This window comes from Butyricicoccus faecihominis (genome assembly GCF_024462775.1).
GTDB classification, from domain to species: Bacteria; Bacillota; Clostridia; order Oscillospirales; family Butyricicoccaceae; genus Agathobaculum; species Agathobaculum faecihominis_A.
On record NZ_JANGCE010000015.1, the window covers coordinates 33,182 to 57,970 of the forward strand.

Sequence of the window (24,789 nt, forward strand, 5' to 3'; positions counted from 1 at the left end):
CACCTTATTTTCATAAGGTGGTTATTGCTATACCATGTTAATCCCCTGTATAGACCGGCCGATCTTTTAAAACTTATTGATATTGCCCGTTGCGTATTCTCCGGGAATGCCGGGATCAATCACTTCAAATGCAATCGGAAAAATCCCAATAGACTTGGAGTCTTCATTCCAGTCAACTTTTGCATTTCAATATTCGCACGCCGCACGCACCGGGAGCATCGCACGTCCGTCAATCAGTTGTGGCGCAACATCCAGAGTAACCGCTCCGTCTGTTACATCTGCGTCACAGTAATACATTATTGGGTTGTCTATTTGCATCTGTTCAGATCGGATTGATCACGTACGCCACGCGTAAAGCGGACATATAGCTGTTACCGTAAAAATCCTGCACATATTGGCACGCTTGCTCAATGCGGGGTGCACGACGTATAAAGACCTTGCGCAGCGCTCCGTCTTTGTCGTTGGAGACAGCAACCAGATTTGTATTTCAACATAGAAAAAGACTTGAAAACCCACGAAAATTGAATTTTCAAGTCTCATTTATATGGTCGGAGTGTAATTATAGGATTTGTAGAAACCCAGTTATATCAATGGTTTGTAGGCAATTGGCAAACTGTATTTAAATATAGATTACAAAATCATCCACCTAAAATATCCCCAGGCATTCTGTCTTCCCACCGACTTTCAAAAACTGGATGAGTTATAATTTGTGTTCGCATCCTTAATAGTTGCTCCAACAATATTCGAAAATCAATAGTTTTGGGGACTAACTGCCCCTTACGACGGATATAGGTGTAATAGCAATTATTACTTCGGTCAAAAGTTCTAAGATGATTATCATTTAAAATTGTTGCTCGTATATCTGGCGGAGTATTATGGTCCAAGATGTTATAATCGCCAACGTTCCACCTAAACTCATCGAACCGTTCATCAAAGTGTTCATTTGTATTCCTGACAGCCTTATCAAACACCAACGGAAATTGACTTATATTGATATCGAATGCTTCTCTCAACAATAAGGGACGATTTATACTATTATTATGATATCGCATCCACATACCATTTCCGTAAAATATGTTATACAAATTGCCGCAAGCCGTCAAAATACTTTGGATATGAAAGAAAAAATAAGTATGTTCGTCTTGAAAAAGCGCATAATCTATGTGATTCGGTTCCAATATACATGAAAGGGATATTTTTGCAAAATCAATATTTTTTACTGCAAGATGGGCAAAGAGAAATTCAATACTGTCCTCACCTGCTTCAAAATATCTGTTAAACATTTTACACCCCCGTTTTGACAATTATAACAGATAAATCGGAAGACATCTATTGGAATATAGAAGGCCATCGAATTCGACTGAATTCGATGGCCTTCCCATTTTGGTCCGAGTGACAGGACTTGAACCTGCGGCCTCTTGACCCCCAGTCAAGCACGCTACCAACTGCGCTACACCCGGATAATACAAGGAATAACTCAAAACCTTGCCTAATTAGAATACCAAATTTAAGTGCTCCTGTCAAGCATTTTTTCAAGTGTTCCGGAATGACTTAGCCATGATTCTCGGCTAAGTCATTCCGGGCTGCGTTTTCAAAATATCTTGATCACAGGGTCGCCTTGTGGAAGGTCTTTTTGCCCTTTTTAATGATACATTCGTTTTCAAAAACCGATCTGTTCAGCATCTGCTTGGGGTCGGCTATCTTAGCGCCCGCAACGGATACGCCGCCGCCCTGCACCAGCTTACGCGCTTCCCCGTTTGAAGCGGCGAGACCGCATTTGACCAGCAGGGTCAGCACGCCGATCTCTTCGTTTATGAAATCGGCATCCGTGAGCTTTGTGGTAGGCATATTTTCGCTGGAGCCCCCGCTGACAAAGATGCTCTTTGCCGCGTCCTGCGCCTTATTCGCCTCTTCCTTGCCATGCACGAGCGCAGTGAGCTCATAGGCAAGAATCTCCTTGGCGCGGTTAAGTTGTGCGCCCTCCCAGCCGTCCATCTCGTTAATCTGCTCAAGCGGCAGGAAGGTCAGCATACGGATACACTTGAGCACATCCGCGTCGTCGACATTGCGCCAGTACTGATAAAAATCGTAGGGCGAGGTCTTGTTCGGATCGAGCCAAACCGCGCCCGCGGCGGTCTTGCCCATCTTCTTGCCTTCCGAATTGAGCAGCAGCGTGATCGTCATTGCGTGCGCGTCCTTGCCGAGCTTACGACGGATCAGCTCTGTGCCGAACAGCATATTGCTCCACTGATCGTTGCCGCCGAACTGCATGTTGCAGCCGTAGTGCTGGAACAGGTAGTAAAAATCGTAGGACTGCATGATCATGTAGTTGAACTCTAAAAAGCTAAGGCCCTTTTCCATGCGCTGTTTATAGCACTCGGCACGCAACATGTTATTGACTGAAAAGCATGAGCCGACATCGCGCAGCAGCTCGATATAATTCAGGTTCATCAGCCAGTCGGCGTTATTGACCATCTGCGCCTTGCCCTCGCCAAACTCGATAAAGCGCTCCATTTGCTTTTTGAAGCAATCGCAATTATGTTGGATGGTTTCAACCGTCATCATCGAACGCATATCGGTACGGCCGGAGGGATCGCCCACCATGCCGGTACCGCCGCCAATCAATGCGATCGGCTTATTGCCGGCCATCTGCAAGCGCTTCATCAGGCACAGGGCCATAAAATGACCAACATGCAGACTATCCGCCGTCGGGTCAAAGCCGATATAAAAGGTGGCCTTGCCATTGTCGATCATTGTTTTAATTTCTTGCTCGTTTGTGACCTGTGCGATCAATCCGCGGTCAACGAGTTCCTGATAGATACCCATCGTCACTTGTTCTCCTTGTTTTTAAATCTATTTTAAATACTTTTTAACCATAGATTCACGGCGCCCGTTCCTTGCGGCGTTCATCAATAAAGCCGGTCTCTCGATCCGTCTTATAGCGCTGCGCCTCATGGAGCAGCTCGGCGGCATTGCCGCGCGAGGCGTCGGTGATCGTTTCCCCTGAAAGAAGGCGTGCGATCTCATCGATCCGCCGCGCTTCATCCATCTGGCTGACATCCGTATAACTGCGCTCGCCCCGCACCGACTTGGAAATGCGCAAATGATGGTCGCCCATCGCCGCGATCTGCGGCAAATGCGTCACGCACAGGGTCTGCTTTTGTCCAGCGATCGCGGACAGCTTACGCGCAATCTGCTGTGCGGCGTGACCGCTGACGCCGGTGTCGATCTCATCAAAGATCAGCATGCCGACCTCCTCGCCTGCCGTCAGCACATTTTTCAGCGCCAGCATGATCCGCGAAAGCTCACCGCCGGACGCGACCTTGGATAACGGTTTTTCCGGCTCGCCGGGATTTACCGATATCTCGAACGCGACCGTATCAAAGCCGTGCTGCGTCAGCTTGGTACCGGTACGTACCGCGATGCGAACCCGCACTTTTTCCATGTCCAGCTCGCCGAGTTCCCGCACGATCGCCTGCTCGAGCCGTCCCGCGGCTTCTACGCGGGCCTCGGTCAGACGGGCAGCGATTTTCTTGGCGTCCGCCAATTCCACACGATACTGCTCGCGCAGAGCGTCACGCCGGGTATCTGCGTTTTGCAGCCCATCGAGTTCTTCCGTTATCTTGGCGTGATAAGCGAGGATCTCCTCAATCGTACCGCCGTATTTCTGCTTCAGGCGATAGATCTCGTCCAGCCGCTGCTCCGTTTGGTCACGCTCCGCGGCGGAAAATTCTAGGTTGCCACAACCACCGGCCACGCTGTCCCGCAGATCGGCGGCGAGATATCGAAGCTCCTGCGCACGCTCGGCGATGCCTTCATACGCATCGGATATTTCTCCGATCGCCCCCAGCGCTTCGGCAGCGCGGTCGAGCAGAGAACACGCGCCGGCCGCATCGTCTGCATCCTCATCCCCCGCCAGCGCAAGGCGAGCCTCTTCAAGCGCCGCGGCTATCTTGCCCGCATGGTCAAAAAAGGCCTTTTGCTGCGCAAGCGTTTCATCCTCACCCGGCTTAAGCGCAGCTTGCTCAATCTCTTCCTTATGAAAAGAGAGCATGTCAACCCGTTGCAGACGTTCCTGCTCGCCGGTTTCCAGCGCGGTAATCTGCCGGCGCAGCTGCAGAAGCGATTGATAGCGCGGCTGATATTCCGCCAGCAGCGCTTCATTTTGCGCAAAGCCGTCTAAGTAATCAATGTGATACTGCTCGTCCAACAGCTTTTGTCCATCGTTCTGGCCGTGAATATCAATCAGATAAGGCGCAAGCGTCTTTAGTACCGCGGCCGTAACAGGCTTCATATTCACACGGCAGGCGCTCTTGCCGTCCGCGTTGATCTGCCGCTGGATATACAGGGTATCCGGCTCCTCGCCGGTCAGGTCGAGCTCCGCCAAAAGGCGGTTAAGGCCGGGTGAAAGCGCGGAAAATACCGCGCTGACAAAGCCCTTCTGCGCGCCCGAGCGGATTAGCTCGCGGCTGACACGACGGCCGAGGATCGCGCCCACGGAATCGATCACGATCGATTTACCCGCGCCGGTCTCGCCGCTCATCACGGTCAGGCCGGGTTCGAGTTCGATATCCGCCTGCTCGATCACGGCAATATTCTCAATATGCAGCAGCTCGAGCATGACAGCACCTCCCTTTCCAGCCGCTTATTTTCATTGTAGGATTTCCTGCGCTTCGCGGCAAAAGCGTTCCGCGCTTTCGTTATCCCGCATTACGGCGAACACCGTATCGTCCCCGCCGAGCGTGCCGATGACCTCGGTCGCGCGCATCGCGTCGATCGCCATTGCCGCCGCCTGCCCCAGACCGGGCAGCGTTTTGATGACGACCATGTTCTGCGCAGCCTGAATGCTGGTCACACACTCGCGGAAAATATTACGCAGGCGTACGGTAAAGCTCTCCGCTGTGCCGGATGTAGCCGCGGCGTATTTATATTTTCCGGTTTCAGAGGAAAGCGTTTTGATCAGCCGCAGCTCACGGATATCGCGCGAGATCGTCGCCTGCGTCGTATTGTAGCCCATGGTGCGCAGGTGGTCGGTCAGTTCCTCCTGCGTTTCTATCTCAAACCGATCGATCAGATCAAGTATCTTGGCTTGACGCTGAAATTTCATGCCGCATCCCTCCTCGCCCTATAATTTTTGCTGTAATATCTTGTAAAAGCTATTGCCCTTCAGACGGATCAGCTTCGTCCGCAGCGAAGAACGCGTGATCTCCACTTGATCCTCCGGACGAATGGCAAAGCCCTGTCCGCCGTCCGCGGAAACGAATACCTCGCTGCCGCCTTCGCACTGCGCGTTGATCGTGATGCGGCGTTCCGGTCCGAACACAAACGCTTTTGCTTGCAGCGCATGCGCGCAGATCGGCGTGACCGCAAGGTTTTCCGCGCTTGGTTCAATGATCGGCCCGCCGGCGGAAAGGCCGTAAGCCGTCGTACCCGTCGGCGTGGAAACGATCACGCCATCGCCGTTAAAGGCTGTGACATCCTCATCATCCGCCGCAATGCGCACACACACCACACGAAAAGCGGTACCCTTGGCAATGACGATATCATTGAGCGAATCGTTTTCATAGACCACGCGATCCCCCCGCCGAATCGCCACGTGCAGCATCATCCGGCTATCCAGCGTATATTCGCCGGTAAACAGCCGCTCCATGAGAGAAAGCTCGTCACGCTCCAGTTCGGTCATGAAACCGATATGGCCCAAATTGATGCCGAGCAGCGGTACGCCGTGCTGCGCCGCTGCTCGCGCGATGCGCAGCATGGTGCCGTCTCCGCCAAGAACCACCGCCGCATCCGACACACGCATGGCATCGACGGATTCCAGAAAATCCGCGCACTCGATTGTGCTCTCCAGCCCGCGCAGCCGTAGAGGCAGCAGCAAACGCGCCCCTTGCCCGCTCAGCAGCGAACAGACCTTGGGCAGGATACCGCGCACGCCTTCTTTGCGCATATTAGGGTAAACAAAAATGGTTTTGATCATTCTTTATCCATCCAATTCCTCGTGCGCCTGACGCACAATCTCGGAAAGGTCGGGAACGCTGTCCGTCCCCTGCTTTTGCAGATAACCCAAAAACTCAATGTTCCCTTCCGGCCCTTTGATGGGCGAAAAGGTGACGTTTCGTACGGCAAATCCGGCAGCGCGCGCATTTTCCACAAAGCCCTCGAGCACTTCTAAATGGATCTCCGGCTCGCGCACAACGCCCTTTTTCCCCACCTTGCCGCGGCCCGCTTCAAATTGAGGCTTGATCAGGCAGGCGACGCGGCCCTGCTCCGACAGAAGCTCCGCCACGACGGGCAGAACGATACGAAGCGAAATAAACGAAACATCGATCACACACAGCGAAGGCGTGTCCGGTAATTGCTCGGGCGTCACATAGCGGATGTTGGTGCGCTCCATGCATACAACGCGCGGGTGCTGCCGCAGACTCCAAGCCAGCTGGCCGTAGCCCACGTCGATCGAATAGACCTTTTCCGCGCCGCGCCGCAGCAGGCAATCGGTAAAACCGCCGGTAGACGCGCCCACGTCCATCACGGTCAGGCCCTTGGGGTCGATCTGGAAATAGTCAAGCGCCTTTTCAATTTTGTGGCCGCCGCGCGAGACAAAGGTCTTGCCCATATCGCGCACTTCTATGTTGGCATCTTCCGGTATGGTCATGCCGGCCTTGTCCGCCTTTTGGCCATCCACATAAACCAGACCGGCCATGATTGTCGTTTTCGCGCGCTCACGCGACGGGACAAGACCGCGCTCAAACAGCGCGATGTCCAAACGCAGTTTACTCATTTCGCGATCGCCTCCCTCAATGTTTTTGCCAGACTGGCCGCATCCAAGCCACAGGCCCGGCGCACCTCCTCCACGCTGCCGTGCGGCAGAAATTGGTCGCCCGTAGAACAGAACAGCAAACGCTGCGGCGCACAGCTACGCGCCGCAAGCAGCGCGGCCAAATACTCTCCCATGCCACCCGTTTGCACCACGTCCTCCGCGACCAGCACCGCGCGATAGGCGCCCAGTTCTTGTAATAGCGCTTCGCCGGGCGACGCAGAAAGCTCGTTCCATTTATAAACAGCGATCTCACATCCGGTATCCGCAAGCGTATTGGCCGCCTGTAGCGTCTCCTCCAGCATCGTGCCATAGGTAACGATCGCGGCAGACTTGCCTTCTTTGATACGAACAAACGGTTCGGATACCGTGGAAGCCGTGAAGGAAGCCTCGCCGCCGCGCGGATAGCGAATCGCGACCGCGCCGGTATCATGATACAGCGCATGACTGAGCATGGCGCGCAGTTCGGCAAAGTTGCTCGGCGCGTAAATTTTCAGGCCCGGTACCGAGCGCAGAAAGGCCACGTCGAATACGCCGTTATGCGTCGCGCCGTCCGCGCCGACAATGCCCGCGCGGTCGACCGCTAAAACGACATGCAGCCCTTCGATCGCCACATCATGAATGATCTGATCATAAGCGCGCTGCAAAAAAGTGGAATAGATCGCGCATACGGGCAAAAGCCCTTGCTTGGCCATACCAGCTGCCATTGCCACCGCGTGCTCTTCCGCGATACCGACATCAAAAAAGCGGCTGCGATAGCGTTCGGCAAAACCGGTCAGGCCTGTGCCGGATGGCATCGCGGCCGTAACCGCGCAAATGCGGCCATCCGTTTCGGCCAACCGGCAAAGCTCCTTGCCAAAGCAGGCGGAAAAATCCTGTTTGGTCTCTCCGCCTGTAATACCGGTCACTGGATTAAACTTAGAAACGCCGTGATAGGTCTCCGGGTCCTGTTCGGACGGCGTATAACCCTTGCCCTTCCGCGTCATGATGTGCAACAGCACCGGCTTTTTCATTTTTTTAGCCATACGCAGCAGCTCGCACACGGATTTTATATCGTGCCCATCCACCGGGCCGAAATAGGCAAACCCCATCTGTTCAAAGATCGAGGTCGGCAGCAGCAAAATCTTCAAGCGGCGCTTAATACGGGAAAGGCCATCCGCCAGCTTTTGGCCGCCGGGCATACGACTCAGCACGCCTTTCACCCGTGTCTTTGCGCGCAGATAGCGCGGGTTGACACGTAAGCGGGACAGGTGGCGGTTTAGTCCGCCAACGTTTCGCGCGATCGACATATTATTATCGTTCAGCACAACGATCAGCGGTTCGCGGCTGGTGCCTGCGCTGTTGAGCGCCTCATAGGCCATGCCGCCGGTCATTGCGCCGTCGCCGATCACCGCGATCACATGGTATTTCTGATTTTTCAGCGTGCGCGCGTGCGCCATGCCGAGAGCGACCGAGACCGAACTGGACGCGTGCCCCGTGATACAAGGATCCGCCGGGCTTTCTTCCGGCTTCATAAAACCGGAAAGGCCGCCGAATTGACGCAATGAATCAAACCCTTCGCGCCGATCGGTCAATATTTTATGCACGTAGCTCTGATGACCGACGTCATATATGATGCGATCCTTCGACGAATCGAACTCGCGTTCCAGCGCGACGGCCAGCTCCACCACACCGAGGTTAGACGCCAAATGCCCGCCCGTCTTTGAAACATGATCCACAATAAACTCGCGCAAAGACGCTGAAAGCGCGTCGAGTGAATTGTAGGACAGGTTTCGCAGATCGGCCGGGCTTTTTACATTATCTAAAATTCCGTAGCGTTTTTTCATACTTTCCCCTTGGGTGGCAGCTCCTTTTTTCGGCTATTTCTTTTTATCGAACGCGATGGGCAGCACAGAGAGCACCCTGCCGCATACCGCGAGGATCTTGCCGTTGTTGGCGATCGCAATGCCCTTACCGGCCGCCTTGCCACCAATGGTCATGGCGGAGATCATACCGGTGATCGCAAGGGATATGATGACCGCGCGCAGCGCACCCGCGCCCGCCGTCATGTGGGCGACGATGAGCGCGCCGGTCGCGCCTGAGATGATGCCAGCGATATCGCCGATGACATCGTTGCAGATGCTGGATACCTTTTCGGCGTTGCGCGTCATCCAGACCGCTTCCCTTGCACCCTTCACTTTGCGGGCCGCCATGGAGTGAAATTCTTTTTCAGTCGCCGAAGTGGCGGCCACGCCGATCATGTCAAATACGATGCCCAGCGCGATGAAAAGAAACAACACGATAAACGAAGTGATCGTATTCGCGTTGTTGAGCGCTTCGCTTGAGAGATAGGACATTGTCATGCTCAGCACCAAGCTGACCGCCATGATCGTTACGACCCATCGCACATTGATCAGACGCGGCGGGCGCGGCGCTTCGCGCTGTTTTTTCTTCTGTTTGTCGGTTCCTTCCAAGGATGAAACTCCCTTTTGACGAAAATAACGCCCTTACGGGCGATGGTTAATAAAATAAAGTGGCGGCAGACAGAGTTAATCTTACGGCTTGAGGTTCGGTTGGTTTTCCCCGCGGGCTGCCATGCGTCGCCGCTATGGGGGTTTCCCATTAAAGCCCGTGCCGGGATGTTACCATCACCGGGACCGAATTGCCACTTAGTCCGTACTGCAATCCTCTGTCTGCCTCTTTTGGAACAGCCTAGGTGCTTTCCACAACAGGCAACGCGATTCTTAGCCTCTTTTGCAGCTATGGTTTCAAACGTCAATTCCCGCGGCGTTCCTGGCCGGGAAACCGCGGGCGGATACCTTATCCACCATAACCACGCAAGGCAGGCTACACTGCACACAGCGCTTTGACGTACCGCGCAAACGGGGTTCAATCCCGTCGCGCGCGGCTGCCGCCGCACCGCAATACAGGTTTCATCCTGTACCGTAGGCCATCCGTCAACCCCCGAAGAGGTGCTATAGGTGTCCCACGCATACAGGTCTCCACGGCGGGAGGGTCGGTACTTCATGCCATTGAAGCGCGCCCTCGAGCCTTAACCTCCAGCATCCACCCCAAACTGGGCGTAAGAAGCAAACACCAGAGACTTCATCGATATGCCCTTCTACGGATTTTTAGGCCCGTCCTGGGAATCGCATGCGCTGACTAGGATACTGCGCCACTTTTTACACACTCGATCGCAACGTCTGTTTAACGTCGTTTATGTCTGTGCGTTTTCAATTATAACACTAAATACAGTGCGATTTCAAGAAAATTTTACTGTTTTTTGCGCACTTATATTATCTTTTAAGATCATCGAATTTTTTCTGCATCCATCAGTAGATTACAGCGTGCCACTTTCCGCGATATGCGCGGACACATCCTGATACATTTTTCATTCCGCAATGCTTCTGATAGCCTGATTATTATACCACTAATCAGAGGTCATCACAAGACGAAGACAAGTATTCCACTAAACCAGATTTGTACCCCATTCCAAAAAACAAATGACTGAAAAAGCATGAGGTCTCGTGCATCCGATACGCTGGGAACGCGCGTTCGCGCGAGATTCTTCACTTCGTACAGAATGACATTTGGGTACTCTTCTATTTTGCAACAGTTTTTTACAGCCCCTGCCACAGCGGCAGATATCTGATACTCTCTGAGTACACGCTACCATACTTAAGCACAGTTCTATTGAGCCGCTATCTGAAGAACCTTATTTTTATAACGAAATACGCGCAATGTCCCTTGCCAGCTGCTTTTTCATTTCGAGGTTGGACTGTCTTGCGATCATGATGCGCTGTGCCTGCGGCGAGCCCGCGCCGTGCATGGATTCGGGCAGATAACCGACAGCCGCCGTGCCCATGGTCATGTTTTCGATCAGGCGCAGCACGCGCATGCGGTCCTCGGTCGGCACGCTCGCCACGCCCTTTAAGTACTTCTCGATGTAATCATGTGTCGCGGGGTTGCGGTAGTCTGCTTCGGAGGGCTGGGTCACCATGACGCCGCCCGCGAGGTCCTGCGCGAGTCTGGCGATCTCGTACGGGAAGCGGGTCACGTTCTGCTTGCACACGTTGGCCAGCAGCAGATCGATCAGGTAGTTGCCCGCCTTGGTCTTGGTGCCCTGCGACGAGCACGCGATCCCGCAGCAGTACAGCGTTTCGTTCAGATGCGTCATCTCGATCAGCTTATCCTTGACGTGGCTGGCCTTGGCGGAACCCGCCATGTCGCCCGCGAGCGCGGTCGCCCCGATCAGTACATCGCCTACGCCGACCTTGCAGCCGCCGTAGCTTTGGCGGTGGTAGCCCGCGAAGCGCTCCACCATCATGCCCGCAAAGTCCACTTCGCCGTTCAGGAAGATCATGTCGTTCGGGATGAACACGCGGTCAAAAATGACCAGCACCTCGTGACCGCCGTATACCTTGTTGCCCACGTCGATATCGTTATACTCCTCAGTCTTGCGCGTGTCGCAGGATTGCCGGCCGAGAATGAGCGTGATGCCGTCTGCGTCGGTCGGGCAGGCGAAGGAGATTGCGTAGTCCTCGTCGCCCTCGCGCATGGCGATGGTCGGCATGACGAGCACGTAGTGCGAATTTAAGTAGCCGGTCTGGTGCGCCTTGGCTCCTGTGACGTATACGCCGTCCGCCGTGCGCTCGACCACGTGCAGGAACAGATCAGGATCAGCCTGTTTGGAAGGAGAAAGCGAGCGGTCGCCCTTCACGTCGGTCATCGCGCCGTCCACGCCCCAGTCGTTGTTTTGCACCTCGGTCCAGAACTGTTTGAAGTTTTCGTGATAGCTTGTGCCGTGGGCCTCGTCTGTTTCAAAGGTGGTGGAGAACACGGCGTTGGCCGCGTCCAGACCGACGCAGCGCTGGAAGCAGGCCGCCGTCTTTTGCCCCAACAGGCGCTGCATCTTGACCTTTTTGATCAGGTCGTCGGCGGACTGGTGCAGGTGGGTAAACCGGTTGATCTTTTTGCCGGTTAAGCTGGAAACGGCGGTCATCAGGTCCTCGTACTGCGGGTCCTCGGCCAGCTCGTAGGTCGCGGCGAAGGCGTTGAGCGAGGGTCGTACGACCTCGTCGTCCACCACGTTTTCCACCTTTTCGCCAAAGCGGTACAGGTTCAGGTGCAGCCCCCGCAGGGATTCCACGTATTGCTCTTTTGTCATCATGGCGTTTTTTCCTTCTTTCTTCAATAATTCAGCATGCGGGCGCTTCGCCGAAGCGTTTCTCAAACTCCTCCGAAAGTTCCGCACGGAATTTGGGGTGTGCAATGGCGATGAGCCGTTTCGCTCGTTCACGCAGCGTTTGTCCGCGCAAGGCCGCGACGCCGTATTCGGTCACGATATAGCCCACATCGCAGCGGCTGGTCGTCACCGGCGCGCCTTCGGTCAACGTCGCGACGATTTTTGAGTGGTTACCGTCGCTTGTGGTCGAGTGCAGCGCAATGATCGATCGGCCGCCCTTGGACAGGTTTGCGCCGCGCACGAAATCCATTTGGCCGCCGATGCCCGAGATCTGCCGCAGGCCGATCGCTTCCGCGCACACCTGTCCCTGTAAATCCACCTCGACGCACGAATTGACCGAAACCACATTGTCGTTCTGCGAGATTACCGCCGGATTATTACAGATATCCACGGGCAGCATGTGGAACATCGGGTTATGGTCGACAAAATCGTACAGCTTCCGGGTGCCCATCAGGAACGTCACGCAGATCTTGCCGATATCGCGCTGCTTGCGCTGTCCGTTGATCACGCCCGACTCGATCAGCGGGATGATGCCGTCCGAGATCATTTCGGTGTGCAGGCCGAGATCCTTCTTGTCGCCCAGAAACGTACACACCGCGTCGGGCAGCGCGCCGATGCCGAGCTGCAGGCAGTCTCCGTCGCGCACCAGATCCGCGATATACTTGCCGATCTGCCGGTCCTCCTCGCTGATTTTCGCGGGCGCCGATTCGGGCAGCGGCTCCCACGAGCACAGAAAAGCGTCGATCTCCGACACATGCACAAAGGTTTCGCCAAAGGTCACCGGCATATTGGGGTTGACCTCAGCAATGACCGTCCGCGCCGACTTGACCGCCTGCGCGCCGTAGTCGCACGAAAGGCCGAGCGATACATAACCCCGCTCATCCGGCGGCGAGCAGGTGAACGCGAACACGTCCACCGGCAGCGAGCCGTCGCGGAACATGCGCGGCACATCGGAGAAAAACGCGGGGGTGTAATCCGCCCGGTGCTCCGCAATCGCCTTGCGCGCCGGACCGCCGACGAACAGCGCGTTGTGCCGAAAGTGCCCTTCCATGCCGGGCTGCAAATACTCGCCCGAGCCAAGATAGACCATGTGCGCCACCTCTACGCCGCTGAACTGATCGGCCAAACGCGCCATCGTCCGCTGGAACACGATCGGTTCGCCCACCGCGTGACCGAAGACCACGCGGTCGCCGTCGCAGATCAGGGATACCGCCTGTTCCGGGGTCATGGTGCGCTTCTTATAGTGTTCTCTCCAGTCCATTTTCGTCTCCTCCTTCCTAAAACGCCCAGCGGTAGATCTCCAAAATATCCTGTTCGGAAAGTTCCACGTAATTATTGCCGAGCAGACGCTGTTGGGTCTCCAGCACATTCTTGGCGAACACCGGCAGCTCCTGTTCGGTCACGCCATGCGTGCGCAGAGGCGCTTTTTCGATCACTTGATCCATTAGCGCATACAGCGCGTCCAGCGCGTGTTCCGGTGTGCAGTTCAGTTCGTTTGCGAGCAATTCCTGCAGCCGGTTCAGCTTGCCCACCGGTTTTTTCTCCTGATATTTGCGCATCACATCCGCGAACATCAGCTGGTTGGCCTGTCCATGCGGGATGTGATGCACGCCGCCGAGCGGATAACTTAAAGCATGTACAGCCGCGCAGCCCGCGTGCCCAAAGGCGATGCCCGCAAAGTTGGAGGCGCGAAGCAGCTCCGCCGCATAAGCCTTCCAGCCGTCCTTGCTGCCTGATGCGACCGCGCCGCGCCAGCTGCACAGAATGAGGTGCAGCGCCCGTTCGGAAAATACCTCGCTGATCGCACAGGCATTGGGGCTTAAGTAGCTCTCAACCGCGTGAATCATCGCGTCGACCGAGGAGGTGGCAAACACGCCGTACGGCAGGCTTTGCAGCATGCCCGGGATGAGCGCGGCCTCATCTGCAAACATGGACGGCGAAACGATGCCCTGCTTCACGCCCTTGGTTGTGCGGTTGATAATAGAGATATTGGTCACCTCGCTGCCCGTGCCGCAGGTGGTTGGCACGATAATGAGCGGGTGCACCTTGGTAAGCGACGCCATGCGGTCATACAGGTCGTCCACACGGTCGTTTGCCACCGCGACCGCCAGCACCTTGGCGATGTCGATGATCGTGCCGCCGCCCACGGCGATGATGCGGTCATATTCCTTATCCCGCAGCTCGTCCAAAATTGCGTCCACCATCACGTCCGTCGGCTCGCCCGCACCGTATCGCTCCTGAAACAGGGTCTGGCAGCCGAGGTCGAGCGCCGAGATCGCCGGATGATAGATGTATTCGTTCGTCAGGATCAGGTCTGTCCTCCCTAAACGCAATTCCTGCGCCAGCGCTCCGAAATCCGCGTACTCTCCTATTGCTGGTGCCAACTGAAAGGCTTTCATTTCTTTCGCCCCCTTAGATTTCTGGAAAATACTTGGCGTCCGGCGCGGTTATCCACTCGTATTCCTTCACCGTCGTGGTGACGATATTTTTATCATCCTGCAATCGGATACACCATAGGTAATACTCCGCGTAACCGGGCGCCGCCGCCTGCGAGTGGGTCACGTGTGCGGGCATGCCGGTCAGGTCGTTGTGCTTAACCTTATAGGCGTCGTCTCCAAACTCCGCCAGACCGTAGCCGTTTTGCGGCAAAAATTTGTAGTAATACATCTCCGGCTCCACATGCTGATGCGGCGGGTAGGATGACCACTTGCCCGGAAAGTGCACGACCTCGCCGATAAAAAAGTTGGTTTCCGGGCAGTTGGAACGGTCAAAGAAGGTACGCACCATCCGGGTGGAGCATTCGTTCATTTGGCCCGCGCCGCGTTCCTCGTTGGCGCACAGACAATCCTCGGGACGCATGAGCTTGGCTGCGAAGCTGCGTTTGTTCTCGGTGCGCGCAACCGCCACCTCGGTCTCGGTTTCAGCGGTGATCGTTACCTTGACGCACTGTGGCACATGCAGCAGAATCGCGCCTTCATGAAAGCAATCCTCACGCGCCACGGTTTCACTCTTCCCATCCCACGCAAAAGTCACCTTGCCGGAGAGCAGATCATAAACGACCTCCTGTGCGTAGTCAAAGTGCATGACATCGCCCGCCGCCATTTTGACGACGCCGAACTCCATTCCCTTCATTTCCGGGTTCTCAACCGCGGAGATCATCTTATTATAGCCCTGCTCAAAAGAGCCGCTGCTGGTGTATTTCATGTTCTTAACTCCTTATAAAATCATTATCGTTTCATATTCGGCCGAGCCGTTTCGGCATGCTTCCTGACAAAATTCAATCTGCAATCTTCAGGATCACCTTTAGGCACTGCTTGTTTTTGACCAGTTCCATGGCCTGATGGACGTCTTCCATCGGCAGGACGTGAGAATAAAAATTCTTCGGATTGATCTTACCCGCTTCAATAAGAGCAACCAGCTCCGTCATGAATCCAAACCGTTTATACGGCTGGCTATGGATATGTACCGAGGTGTTGTTTTGCAGTTTATGCATATTAAGCAAGTCTCTTCCTGCCCCCAACACCCCAAGCGCGCAAACCTTTCCGCCCTGCCGCAGATAATGCGAGCTTTCCTCAATAATGGAAACCGCTCCGACCGCGTCGTAAGTAAAGTCGAATTTTTCCCCCGCCAGCGCCGCCGACACTGCTGTCCGCTCAAAATTGATCGTTTGGTCGACGCCAACCTCATTTTTAGCGGTTGCAAGGCGTGAATCAATGCTATCGACTGCGACGATACGCTTCACGCCGAGCGCGCGCATGATATACATTGACGCAAGCCCCATTGGGCCGCAGCCATAGACAAGCACGCTTGCCCCTTCTCCGATTCCGAAATCTTTTACCGCGCCAAGGCATTCGCACAGACTGAGCAATACGCCCCCATCGATCGGATCGATATGTTTCGGAATTTTCACAAAATTCGGCTCTACCCCAATAATTGTATTTCCGTTAAACGGCAGTTGATCTTTGGACCATCCGTCTTCCAACATTGCCAAGTGATCGGGAACCAGCGCATATTCGCACATATTGCCATAGGTCATCGAATAATCGCCGCAGGGACGGTTGACCGGATGAATCAACCGATCCCCCATATGCAGATACCGCACCTTTGCCCCGACTACAACAATATCGCCGCAGCCTTCGTGCCCCAGTATGGTGGGATATGCCCCGAGGCCCTCTTCTTTGGTCAGGGAACCGTCAATGACGTGGAAATCGGTCCCATTGCAGAATCCGCAGGAATACATCTTTACCAGCGCCTCATATTCTCCTATTTGCGGCATCGGGATATCGTTCCGTACTGCAACGTCATTTTTGTCCCGTACCACGACCGCTTTCATTGTTTGCTTCATGTTTCGCCTTCTTCCTTCTGTTGGTTTGCTTTTTGCAGATTCTCCGCCCAGAGGGGTTTTTCTTCGCCCAGCCATTCCATTTGCGGCATGATTGCCGGTTGGCGTTGATTCCGCATCCGAAAATTCTGCGCGGCGTGTTTTGCCAGACTGTGATATGCATAAATATCATCTTCTTGCAAGGGCAAATGATAAATATATATCCTTTCTGCATCCAGCTTTTCAAAAAACCTTTTCGATTCATCCCAGATCAGGTGATAGGCATTGCAAAAGACCGCGTTGAAGCGCCCAAACGGTTGCACAAGCCTCAGGTCCTCCTCCCTCCAACGGGAATCTGCCGCTACAAAAAAACGTTCTGTTCCCTGACAAACGATAAAACTGCAGTTCGGCAGCGCAAATAATGCCTTATTCTTCTTACCGATGCATTGATGCGGCGCCGCCACAGCATAAATCGTGAAGGCTCCTACTTCCAAGCGCTGTATTCTGCTGTCCACCCGGTCGGCATGCAGCGTGTCATCTGATTCACCGAACAAAAATACCGCCGGCGGCTGCTCGTGAAGGTGTCGGTAAAAGTGCAGCGCATCCCTATCACAGTGATCGCCATGCGCATGCGTAAACAGCAGCGCATCCACATGTCCGAATATTCCCTGACGTTTGAGCATTTGCCTTCGGATCGGCGCGGACAGCGGGGAAAAGCATTGATACGGTCCCGCGCCGAACAAGCCATCAATCAGTATCCCAGTCCGATCCGCATAAAAAAACAGGCTGGAATTTGCAAAATGAAAAATCCTCGTCAACACATCGTCCTTCTTTCGACCCTTGCAGGCAAATAAAAAGAAGACAAGCCCTCTCAGGAAAGCATTGTCTTCTTTCAGAAGTTTTACAAATCACCTCCACGTATGCCTTCCCCGGTGTATTCTGCGCCTTAAGGCAATACGCCGCATTGCCCTGCTTTCTATAAACCGAGATATGCCTTTTTCAGCTCTTCATTATTGAGCAGCTCCTGACTGGTTCCTTCCATTACATTGCGCCCGATCTCCAGAACATAGCCGCGTGAAGCGATCTCCAGAGACGACATGACATTCTGCTCAACCAGTAGGATGGTGGTTCCCATCTGATTGATCTTTTGCAGCACTTCAAATATCTGCTCAACAATGACCGGCGCAAGACCGAGCGAAGGCTCGTCCAGCATCAACAGCTTGGGCTGCTGCATCAATCCTCGGGCGATCGCGCACATCTGCTGTTCGCCGCCAGACATGGAGCCCGCCATCTGCTTGCGGCGTTCATACAGCTTTGGGAACATTTCGTAGCACAGAGAGAGGGTGTCACTTCTCTTGTCGTGTACACTCTTGAGATAGGAGCCAACCAGCAAATTATCTTCCACCGTCATGAACGGAAACAGCTTGCGTCCTTCCGGCACCTGTATAATACCGAGTTTGACACGTTCATACGGCGGCATATTGTTAATGCAGGTATCATTGAAATAGAGTTTTCCGGCGTTTACTTTGGTCATGCCTGAAATGGTGTTGATTGTAGTGGATTTTCCCGCACCGTTGCTTCCCAGCAGAGCAACGATTTCACCCGGATTAATCTCCAGCGAAACATCATAAAGTGCTTTAAAATTTCCATAACTAACATCAATATGCTCTACCCTTAACATATTACTCCTCCTGCTTCTGCGGTGGATTCTTACGAGACTTTTCACCCAGATAGGATTTAATGACTTCCGGATCCTTGGAAACTTCCTCCGGTAGTCCGCTGGAAATCAATTTACCCTGATTGAGTACATAGAGCCGATCCGACAGCGACATAACCGCTTTCATCACGTGTTCGATAAGAATAATCGTCACGCCAGATTCATTAATCTTTCTGACAAGTTCAATCACCATAGCGCTGTCCGACGGATTGAGTCCCGCCATGACCTCGTCGAGCAAAAGGATTTTTGGCTGGGTCGCCAGTGCGCGCGCCACCTCCATACGTTTCAGTTCCGGCAGGTTCAAGTCACGGCCCAGCACATGCATGCGCTTTTCCATTCCCAGAAATTTCAGGATCTCCTTTGATTTCGTACGGGCTCGATTCACGTCCGCGTCGCGCACCAGCGCGCCCACCATGGTATTTTCCAGCACGCTCAAATCCGCAAACGGCTGCACAATTTGATAGGTTCTTCCGATTCCCAAATTGCACATTTTGTGCGCCGGCAGGTTTTGCACCTCTTTCCCTTCCAATAGGATCTTTCCAGAGGTCGGATGAAACGAGCCGGAAATCATATTAAAAATTGTTGTCTTCCCCGCGCCGTTGGCGCCGATCAAGCCAACGATTTCTCCTTTGTTTACAGTCATATCAATGTTGCTGACAGCAACCAGACCGCCAAACTTTTTGACAAGATTGCTTACCGCTAAGATCTGTTCCATACTTCGCCTCCCATTTCAATCCAACGCCTTTTTTGTTTCGCGGTGTTCCGGATTCCTATGCTTCTTATAAAATGCCTTCATATTGGGAAGCAGACCGCCGGGCAGGAAGAATACAACGAGACACAGGATCAGTCCGTAGAGCAGCGGGCCAAGGCCGGAAAACTGCGCGCCGAAGTAGCTTCGTGTTAATTCGTTGATTGGGACCAGCAAGACCGCACCCAGCAGCGGCCCCAAAATCGTACCCGCGCCGCCAACCACGGCGAACAGCATGATCTCCATGGAAAAGTCTGCGCCAAAGATTCGCTGCGGGTCGAGGAATAGGATAAGCTGCGCGTAGAAGGTGCCGCCGATCGCGGTAAAAACCGCGCTGATAAACATCGCTTTGAGTTTATAGCGGGTCACATCCACGCCCAGCGATTCCGCGGCATTCTGGTTGGTATTGATCGCCGCCAAATAGTAACCCGTTTTGGAATGACGAATGTAATAGGATACCATCAATACAACTGCGAGCAGCAGCAGAATCACATACAAATAATCCCTCTTGTCTTGAAACTGCATATCCAGCAGGCCGCCGTTTCTCCACTTTACCTGCAAGCCCTGCGCACCTCGGGTCTCAAAGCCCAAAATCTTATCCTGTGTTGTAATCAGCAATCGGATCACATGCAGAAACGCAATCGTCGCAAGCGTAAAATACGATCCGCTCAGTTTGAAGCAGGGGTAGCTGATCAGTATTGCCAGCAGGCCGGAAATAACGGCGCCGACCAGCATGCCGATCCAAGGCGTAACCTGATAGAGATTGAACATAAGCGTTGATATGTACGCGCCAATGCCGAAGTAGACCGAATGCCCAAGTGAAAACTGTCCGCCGAATCCGCCGATTATGTTCCAACTGCACGCCAAATATGCATAGAGGACAATCATGATCAGCGACTGGAGAATATAGCTGTTGTCAATCACAGCCGGGGCAACAAGCGCAAGCAGAACGACGGCAAGCGCGATAATCGTCTTGGGGGATTTTAAATTGATTGCTTTCATATTATCGCCTCCGTCATCAGCTTTTTTCTTTGCCCAGCAGCCCGGAGGGCTTGCAAAGCAAGATCACTACAAACAGCAGGAACAGGATAATCTGCGCATAGGCGTCGCTGAAAAACAGGCCGCCCACCTTCTCTGTCAAGCCGACGATCAGGCCGCCCAGCAGCGCCCCGGGGATACTGCCTTTACCGCCCATAACGACAATGACAAAGGCCTTAAAGCCGAAAACGAGCGAAACCGTCGGATAGACGGAGAAAAAGGGGATCAGCAGAGACGCGCTGACGCCGACCAGCCCTAACGAAATGCCGAAAGCAATCGAATATATCTTCTTCTCATTGATGCCCATCAGCGTGGCCGACGATCTATCCTGCGACGATGCGCGGAGCGCGCGCCCGGTCTCTGTTTTCATGAGGAAGAAATAAAGGCCCGTCGTGATGACCAGCGCGATCATGAAAGAAATGAAACGCGGAATCGAAATCATCATTTCTCCAAGAACGATGGATTTGCCCTGATAGATTGTAGGCGTGATTCTTGTGTTTGCGCTAAAGAGCAACAGCGCGCCGTTTGTGAGCACCATTGCCAGACCGATCGTAAACATCATAACGCTCATGGGCTCTCTGGCCTTTTCGCGCTGGAGTAAACGGTTAAACAGCCCTTTTTGCAGCACATAACCGACGATAAAAAAGACGGGTCCTGTAATGAGGATAGACAGATATGGATCCACTCCCGTGCTCGTCACCAAAACATTGGCTACATACATGGCAACCATCAGGAATTCGCCATGTGCCCAGTTAACAATACGCATTACCCCGAATGCCAGACTCAGTCCCGCGGCGATCGTGGCGTAAACACCGCCAAGGAGCAATCCGTCGATCAATGACTGGAGAAGTTGCATCACTTTCCCTCCCTGTTTTTATTAATTTAGCCTCATCTACCAGAGCAGATGAGGCCAAAAAGCATTAGCGATCAGCGTTCCGCCCAGGCCGGTACAGGCAGCACCAACGGAGATTCATCTCCAACAAGACTGTACGGCGCTACCAGTTGGAAACGTCCATCCAGAATCTGTACAGCTATATTGCAACTATAGATATTTTGGTTCGTCATGCCGTCCCGTTCACCGAACTTCACGCCTTCATAAGGCATCAGCAGCAGTTCCGGATCATCCGCAGTAATATCCGTGGCAAGGAAAGCCTCTCTGATTGCATCCGCGTCGGTGCTTGCCGCGCGCTCCAGAACATTCGCCATAACAGAAGCGTTGAAGTAGCCGAACGCACCGTACTCATCAAGTTCCATGCCGGTCTTTTCCGTGTACTTCTCATTGATTTTCTTGGCTTCTTCAGGCTTGTAGTCAAGGATGCCGGTGCTCCACCCCGCATTGGTGATCGCATACTCAGCCGCCGCGCCCGCATTGGTACAGAAGTCAGATACGGCAAAGCCGCCGCCGGTGGCAATCAGGGTGGTGTTCGCCTGATACTCGGAAAGCTGCTGCGCGAACAGGATCGCGTCGTTCAGATAGCATACCGGAAACACGACGTCTGGTTGTTCGCTTTTAATTTTGTTGATGATTGAACTCATGTCGGAGGTATTGGCCTGATAGGGTTCGTCGAGGACCAACGTGCCGCCCAAGGTGTTCTCCACCATATCCTTCAGCTGGATGTAATTCTCCATACCGTAGTCAGTGTTCTCATATACGATGCCGTAGGTCTTGGGTTCAAATCCGTTTTGACCGCTGTAATCCTGCAGGAATGTGCTGATGGTAGCCAGAATATCCGAGGTGCAAGAGTTGGCGCGGAATACGTATTGATAATCGTTCTTCATGATTTCGTCTGCCACACTGCTTAAAATCAAATACGGTTTCTGGTACCGCTCCGCGATCGGCGCCGTTGCCGCGCCGACGGAACTGTTATAGGGTCCGATCAGGGCGTCCACGCCCTCTTGATTGATCAGGCGCTCTATCTCGGTAACACCGGTCTCCGGTTTACCCAAAGTATCTGCAAAAACCAGATTCACCTGCGCGCCATCCATCGACTGAATCCCGCCGGCCGCGTTGTAGTCTTCAAAGAATAATTCGATCGCGTCCTTCTGCTTGCTGCCCATAACCGCGGATTCGCCAGAAAGCGGCAGCAGCACGCCGATATTCACCGTTTTGGCGCCGCCTTGTTCCGTGTTGCCGCCTGCTTCGCCGGAAGAAGGCGAGCCGCCGGAGCAGCCTGCTATTGCCGATGTCATCATAGCCGTCATCAATAATAAAGCGAGCTTTCTTTTCATTTTTTTCCTCCTATACCAGTTCCCGTTTATCATAGCAAATGGTTTCCGCCGTTGATATTGACTCTGTATGGCTTTTTATTCAATAATCATTTTCTACGCAAACACTTCTTACAAATTTCTATCAGCCGTTTGACGTTACAAACTCATGCGCATCCTCCATTCCTAAACTTGATCGGACTGACGCCGACTTCGCTTTTAAATATCTTTGCAAAATAGTTCTGCCCGGAAAATCCAACCGCCTCTGCGATCTCTGCTGCGGTTTTGTTTGTCGTGCGCAGCAAACGCTTCGCCTCCTGAATGCGTACATATTCCAAATAACGGCTGTAGGTCATCCCCAGCTTTTTTTGAAACAGTTGACTTAGGTAAGATTTATTTAAATGTGCTGCCACGGCTACTTCATCCTGCCGCAGCGGCCTCCAGTAGTTATGTCGGATATAATCCAAAACCTGCACGATCGGTTCCGATTCGTCATGATTGCCCTTCAGTTTGATCTTCAGCATACAGATGCCGAAGTTTTCAAGCGCCCCTTCCATTGCAGACGGGGAATCCGCTTCCATGATCTGCTCCACCACCGTGCTTTGGCCGCTGTCGTAAATTCGATCGCCGCCGTTTTCTTCCAGCCCCGGCTCGAAAGCGTACAGCAACCGCATCACCGCATTTTTGATGCTGGATGGGCGACAGAATTCCGCATGCGCCTTCTGGACAAATTCTTTCAAGCGCAGCACGGCTTGATCAAAACAACAGACGCAACACAGCTTTTCTATTTCCCTCCGGCAGGCTTTCAGTTCGTTTAGGGGTACGCTTCTGCTGATACCGGGCAAGGAGTGATGATAATATTGGCACGCACGCATCCTTGTCATGCTATTTTGCAGCTCGGCGCCGAGCTGCACCGTATTTTCGCAGGCTGCGCTGATATGTGTCAAAATAGTAAATCCAAATTTCGCGTTTAGCTGCTGCGCAAATTGTGTAAACCGTTGTTCCAGCGCTTGCGTATGTTTTTCCTCCAGTAAAAGCGTAAAAATGCTCTGTGGTACGGAAAAAACGTGTCCCTCCCAGCCGCATTGCTTCATGCAGCTTAGAATGGCATCATGCTGATCCAGCAGAGACATGTTGAGCAATTTGGATACATCCATACTGAACAGGATCATCCCCACCCCTGTTGTCCGCTTGGGAAACAGCTCCTGAAAATACTTTCCATCCAGATCCCCACACAAAAGGCGCTCTAAAAATGTGTTGTTTCTTTTCAGTCTTTCCGCCTTGATCTCATATACCGCGTTAATCCGAGAGACTGCGGAATGTTCGGCTGTACGTATCTGCGGTATGCCGGCTCTCCACTCCCCCTGACTGCTTCGCATCCGATCCGTTTCAGGCATGACACTAAACGGATAGATCTGAAAAGAAGCCTGTTTCCCTTTGCTTGCGAGCCGTATGTTTTCCAAAAGCTACACCTCCCTATTTTGTCGTCTTCATGCATTTTATTTTTTACTTTTTAATTTATAAATATATATTAAGTTTTTATTTACAAAATGTCAATGCTTATCCCATTGCCGAATTATACTGATTTTGCAGCTAAAGTTTATATAATTTCACCATTTTTCATATAGCAGCCCAACTATTTTAGGATGTACTAACAGCTTTTCCCTAAAAGCTTCCGCCTTTTTAAGTGCATTTAAAAAAAGATCAACGCCCACAGGACCCATTCTCCTGCGGGCGTTGATCGATCGCTAATCAAATAAATTTCTCTGAGGCCCTGTCATCATAAGCTTCCTTGGTCTGCCAAACAATGTTCAGCTGCTTTTGCAGTTCCTCATCAAAATGTACGTTATATGAAATTTTCGTATGGTTGTGAACCATATGGAGCGCTTCTTCCGTTTGATGGTTTTCCAGACAGTCCACAATACGCAGATGCTGTTCCAGCCCTTCTTTCAAGTTATCCGGCGAGGTGACGTGTAAGGTTTGCCATAGCTGTATCATCAAAATGATACGGTTATAGAGGGAATATAAAAGCTTATTCTTCCCAATTTCAATAATTTTTAAATGGAACTGTGCATCAAGCGCATGACGGCGCAGTATATCCCCCGCTTCATTGGCGGCGATACAGGCCTCTGCCAGCTCGCGCAGCTCGGCAAATTCGCGGATGCTGCCATTATATATGGCCAGCGGAATGGCAAGTTCATCATGCTGCCACCGCACCAGCGCAAGCTCTTGAACCGCATTTTCATCAATGACCGTCACCGTGGCGGAGCGGTTGGGGGTGATTTCAATCAACCCTTCCCATGACAGTAATCGAATGGCTTCTCGCACCGGGCCTTTACTAATGCCAAGCGTTGCTGCGATCAAGCTTTCCGGAATCTTCTCGCCCGGCTTGATCTGTAAGGTTAAAATCATATCGCGGATATATTCATATACTTGCTTTTTAATGCTGATATCTTCTATCTTGGCCATATAGTCACCCCTTGTACATTTATTATTATAAATATCATACCACACGTAATCTCCCGTAACAAGAAGGATTTTCAAGTGAATTTAATAGAATATGTATAATTTTTTCTTTTCAATCTAGTATTTTTGTCCAACAATCCGCCATGGAAGGGTATGAAGACTATTTATGCGAACGGACAGCGCTTCGCCGCCGCGAGGGATTTTTTCTAATTTGTCTAAACAAAAGCTATATACAATTTTATTTTTTCTATGTATT

21 protein-coding genes and 1 tRNA gene are annotated in these 24,789 nt (G+C 52.8%); all 22 read right to left on the bottom strand.

Going from position 1 to position 24,789, the window contains the following annotated elements:
• Positions 1 to 638: 638 nt before the first annotated feature.
• Positions 639 to 1,283, bottom strand: coding sequence for a hypothetical protein (locus NE562_RS09325; protein ID WP_280962140.1), 645 nt, complete (start codon positions 1,281 to 1,283; stop codon positions 639 to 641).
• A gap of 101 nt (positions 1,284 to 1,384) precedes the next feature.
• Positions 1,385 to 1,460 (bottom strand) — tRNA-Pro (locus tag NE562_RS09330).
• 145 nt (positions 1,461 to 1,605) lie between these two features.
• Positions 1,606 to 2,826, bottom strand: a complete 1,221-nt coding sequence (tyrS, locus tag NE562_RS09335; RefSeq protein WP_280962141.1) for a tyrosine--tRNA ligase — start codon at positions 2,824 to 2,826, stop codon at positions 1,606 to 1,608.
• 55 nt (positions 2,827 to 2,881) lie between these two features.
• Complete coding sequence (gene recN, locus NE562_RS09340; protein ID WP_280962142.1) at positions 2,882 to 4,621, bottom strand: DNA repair protein RecN; 1,740 nt, start codon at positions 4,619 to 4,621, stop codon at positions 2,882 to 2,884.
• A gap of 30 nt (positions 4,622 to 4,651) precedes the next feature.
• Positions 4,652 to 5,107: an arginine repressor gene (locus NE562_RS09345; protein ID WP_280962143.1), complete on the bottom strand. Its 456-nt coding sequence runs from the start codon at positions 5,105 to 5,107 to the stop codon at positions 4,652 to 4,654.
• 18 nt (positions 5,108 to 5,125) lie between these two features.
• Complete coding sequence (locus tag NE562_RS09350) at positions 5,126 to 5,977, bottom strand: NAD(+)/NADH kinase (protein WP_280962144.1); 852 nt, start codon at positions 5,975 to 5,977, stop codon at positions 5,126 to 5,128.
• A 3-nt stretch (positions 5,978 to 5,980) separates the two neighbouring features.
• Positions 5,981 to 6,778, bottom strand: coding sequence for a TlyA family RNA methyltransferase (locus NE562_RS09355; RefSeq protein ID WP_280962145.1), 798 nt, complete (start codon positions 6,776 to 6,778; stop codon positions 5,981 to 5,983).
• On the bottom strand, positions 6,775 to 8,640 hold the full coding sequence (dxs, locus tag NE562_RS09360; RefSeq protein WP_280962146.1) for a 1-deoxy-D-xylulose-5-phosphate synthase: 1,866 nt from the start codon (positions 8,638 to 8,640) through the stop codon (positions 6,775 to 6,777). The genes NE562_RS09355 and dxs overlap by 4 nt, the downstream gene beginning before the upstream one ends.
• Positions 8,641 to 8,673: 33 nt before the next feature.
• Positions 8,674 to 9,267, bottom strand: coding sequence for a hypothetical protein (locus NE562_RS09365; RefSeq protein ID WP_280962147.1), 594 nt, complete (start codon positions 9,265 to 9,267; stop codon positions 8,674 to 8,676).
• A 1,247-nt stretch (positions 9,268 to 10,514) separates the two neighbouring features.
• Positions 10,515 to 11,963, bottom strand: a complete 1,449-nt coding sequence (locus NE562_RS09370) for a 4-hydroxyphenylacetate 3-hydroxylase family protein (RefSeq protein ID WP_280962148.1) — start codon at positions 11,961 to 11,963, stop codon at positions 10,515 to 10,517.
• Between the two features lie 28 nt (positions 11,964 to 11,991).
• On the bottom strand, positions 11,992 to 13,299 hold the full coding sequence (locus NE562_RS09375; protein WP_280962149.1) for an acetyl-CoA hydrolase/transferase family protein: 1,308 nt from the start codon (positions 13,297 to 13,299) through the stop codon (positions 11,992 to 11,994).
• Positions 13,300 to 13,315: 16 nt separating this feature from the next.
• Entirely contained in the window at positions 13,316 to 14,437 is a 1,122-nt protein-coding gene (locus tag NE562_RS09380) for a 4-hydroxybutyrate dehydrogenase (protein WP_280962150.1), read from the bottom strand.
• A gap of 13 nt (positions 14,438 to 14,450) precedes the next feature.
• A complete protein-coding gene (locus tag NE562_RS09385; RefSeq protein WP_280962151.1) occupies positions 14,451 to 15,242 on the bottom strand; it encodes a 5-deoxy-glucuronate isomerase in 792 nt (263 codons plus the stop codon).
• A gap of 73 nt (positions 15,243 to 15,315) precedes the next feature.
• Positions 15,316 to 16,383, bottom strand: coding sequence for a zinc-dependent alcohol dehydrogenase (locus tag NE562_RS09390; RefSeq protein WP_280962152.1), 1,068 nt, complete (start codon positions 16,381 to 16,383; stop codon positions 15,316 to 15,318).
• A complete protein-coding gene (locus tag NE562_RS09395) occupies positions 16,380 to 17,177 on the bottom strand; it encodes an MBL fold metallo-hydrolase (RefSeq protein WP_280962153.1) in 798 nt (265 codons plus the stop codon). The genes NE562_RS09390 and NE562_RS09395 overlap by 4 nt, the downstream gene beginning before the upstream one ends.
• Positions 17,178 to 17,335: 158 nt before the next feature.
• Positions 17,336 to 18,040: an ABC transporter ATP-binding protein gene (locus tag NE562_RS09400; RefSeq protein WP_280962154.1), complete on the bottom strand. Its 705-nt coding sequence runs from the start codon at positions 18,038 to 18,040 to the stop codon at positions 17,336 to 17,338.
• Between the two features lies 1 nt (position 18,041).
• Positions 18,042 to 18,791: an ABC transporter ATP-binding protein gene (locus NE562_RS09405; RefSeq protein ID WP_280962155.1), complete on the bottom strand. Its 750-nt coding sequence runs from the start codon at positions 18,789 to 18,791 to the stop codon at positions 18,042 to 18,044.
• Positions 18,792 to 18,806: 15 nt separating this feature from the next.
• Complete coding sequence (locus NE562_RS09410; RefSeq protein ID WP_280962156.1) at positions 18,807 to 19,826, bottom strand: branched-chain amino acid ABC transporter permease; 1,020 nt, start codon at positions 19,824 to 19,826, stop codon at positions 18,807 to 18,809.
• A gap of 16 nt (positions 19,827 to 19,842) precedes the next feature.
• On the bottom strand, positions 19,843 to 20,718 hold the full coding sequence (locus tag NE562_RS09415; protein WP_280962157.1) for a branched-chain amino acid ABC transporter permease: 876 nt from the start codon (positions 20,716 to 20,718) through the stop codon (positions 19,843 to 19,845).
• Positions 20,719 to 20,789: 71 nt separating this feature from the next.
• The gene (locus NE562_RS09420; protein ID WP_280962158.1) at positions 20,790 to 22,055 is read right to left on the bottom strand and encodes an ABC transporter substrate-binding protein; all 1,266 of its coding nucleotides are present in this window, start codon (positions 22,053 to 22,055) and stop codon (positions 20,790 to 20,792) included.
• 179 nt (positions 22,056 to 22,234) lie between these two features.
• The gene (locus NE562_RS09425; RefSeq protein WP_280962159.1) at positions 22,235 to 23,530 is read right to left on the bottom strand and encodes a helix-turn-helix transcriptional regulator; all 1,296 of its coding nucleotides are present in this window, start codon (positions 23,528 to 23,530) and stop codon (positions 22,235 to 22,237) included.
• 289 nt (positions 23,531 to 23,819) lie between these two features.
• Positions 23,820 to 24,536: a GntR family transcriptional regulator gene (locus tag NE562_RS09430; RefSeq protein WP_280962160.1), complete on the bottom strand. Its 717-nt coding sequence runs from the start codon at positions 24,534 to 24,536 to the stop codon at positions 23,820 to 23,822.
• Positions 24,537 to 24,789 lie beyond the last annotated feature (253 nt).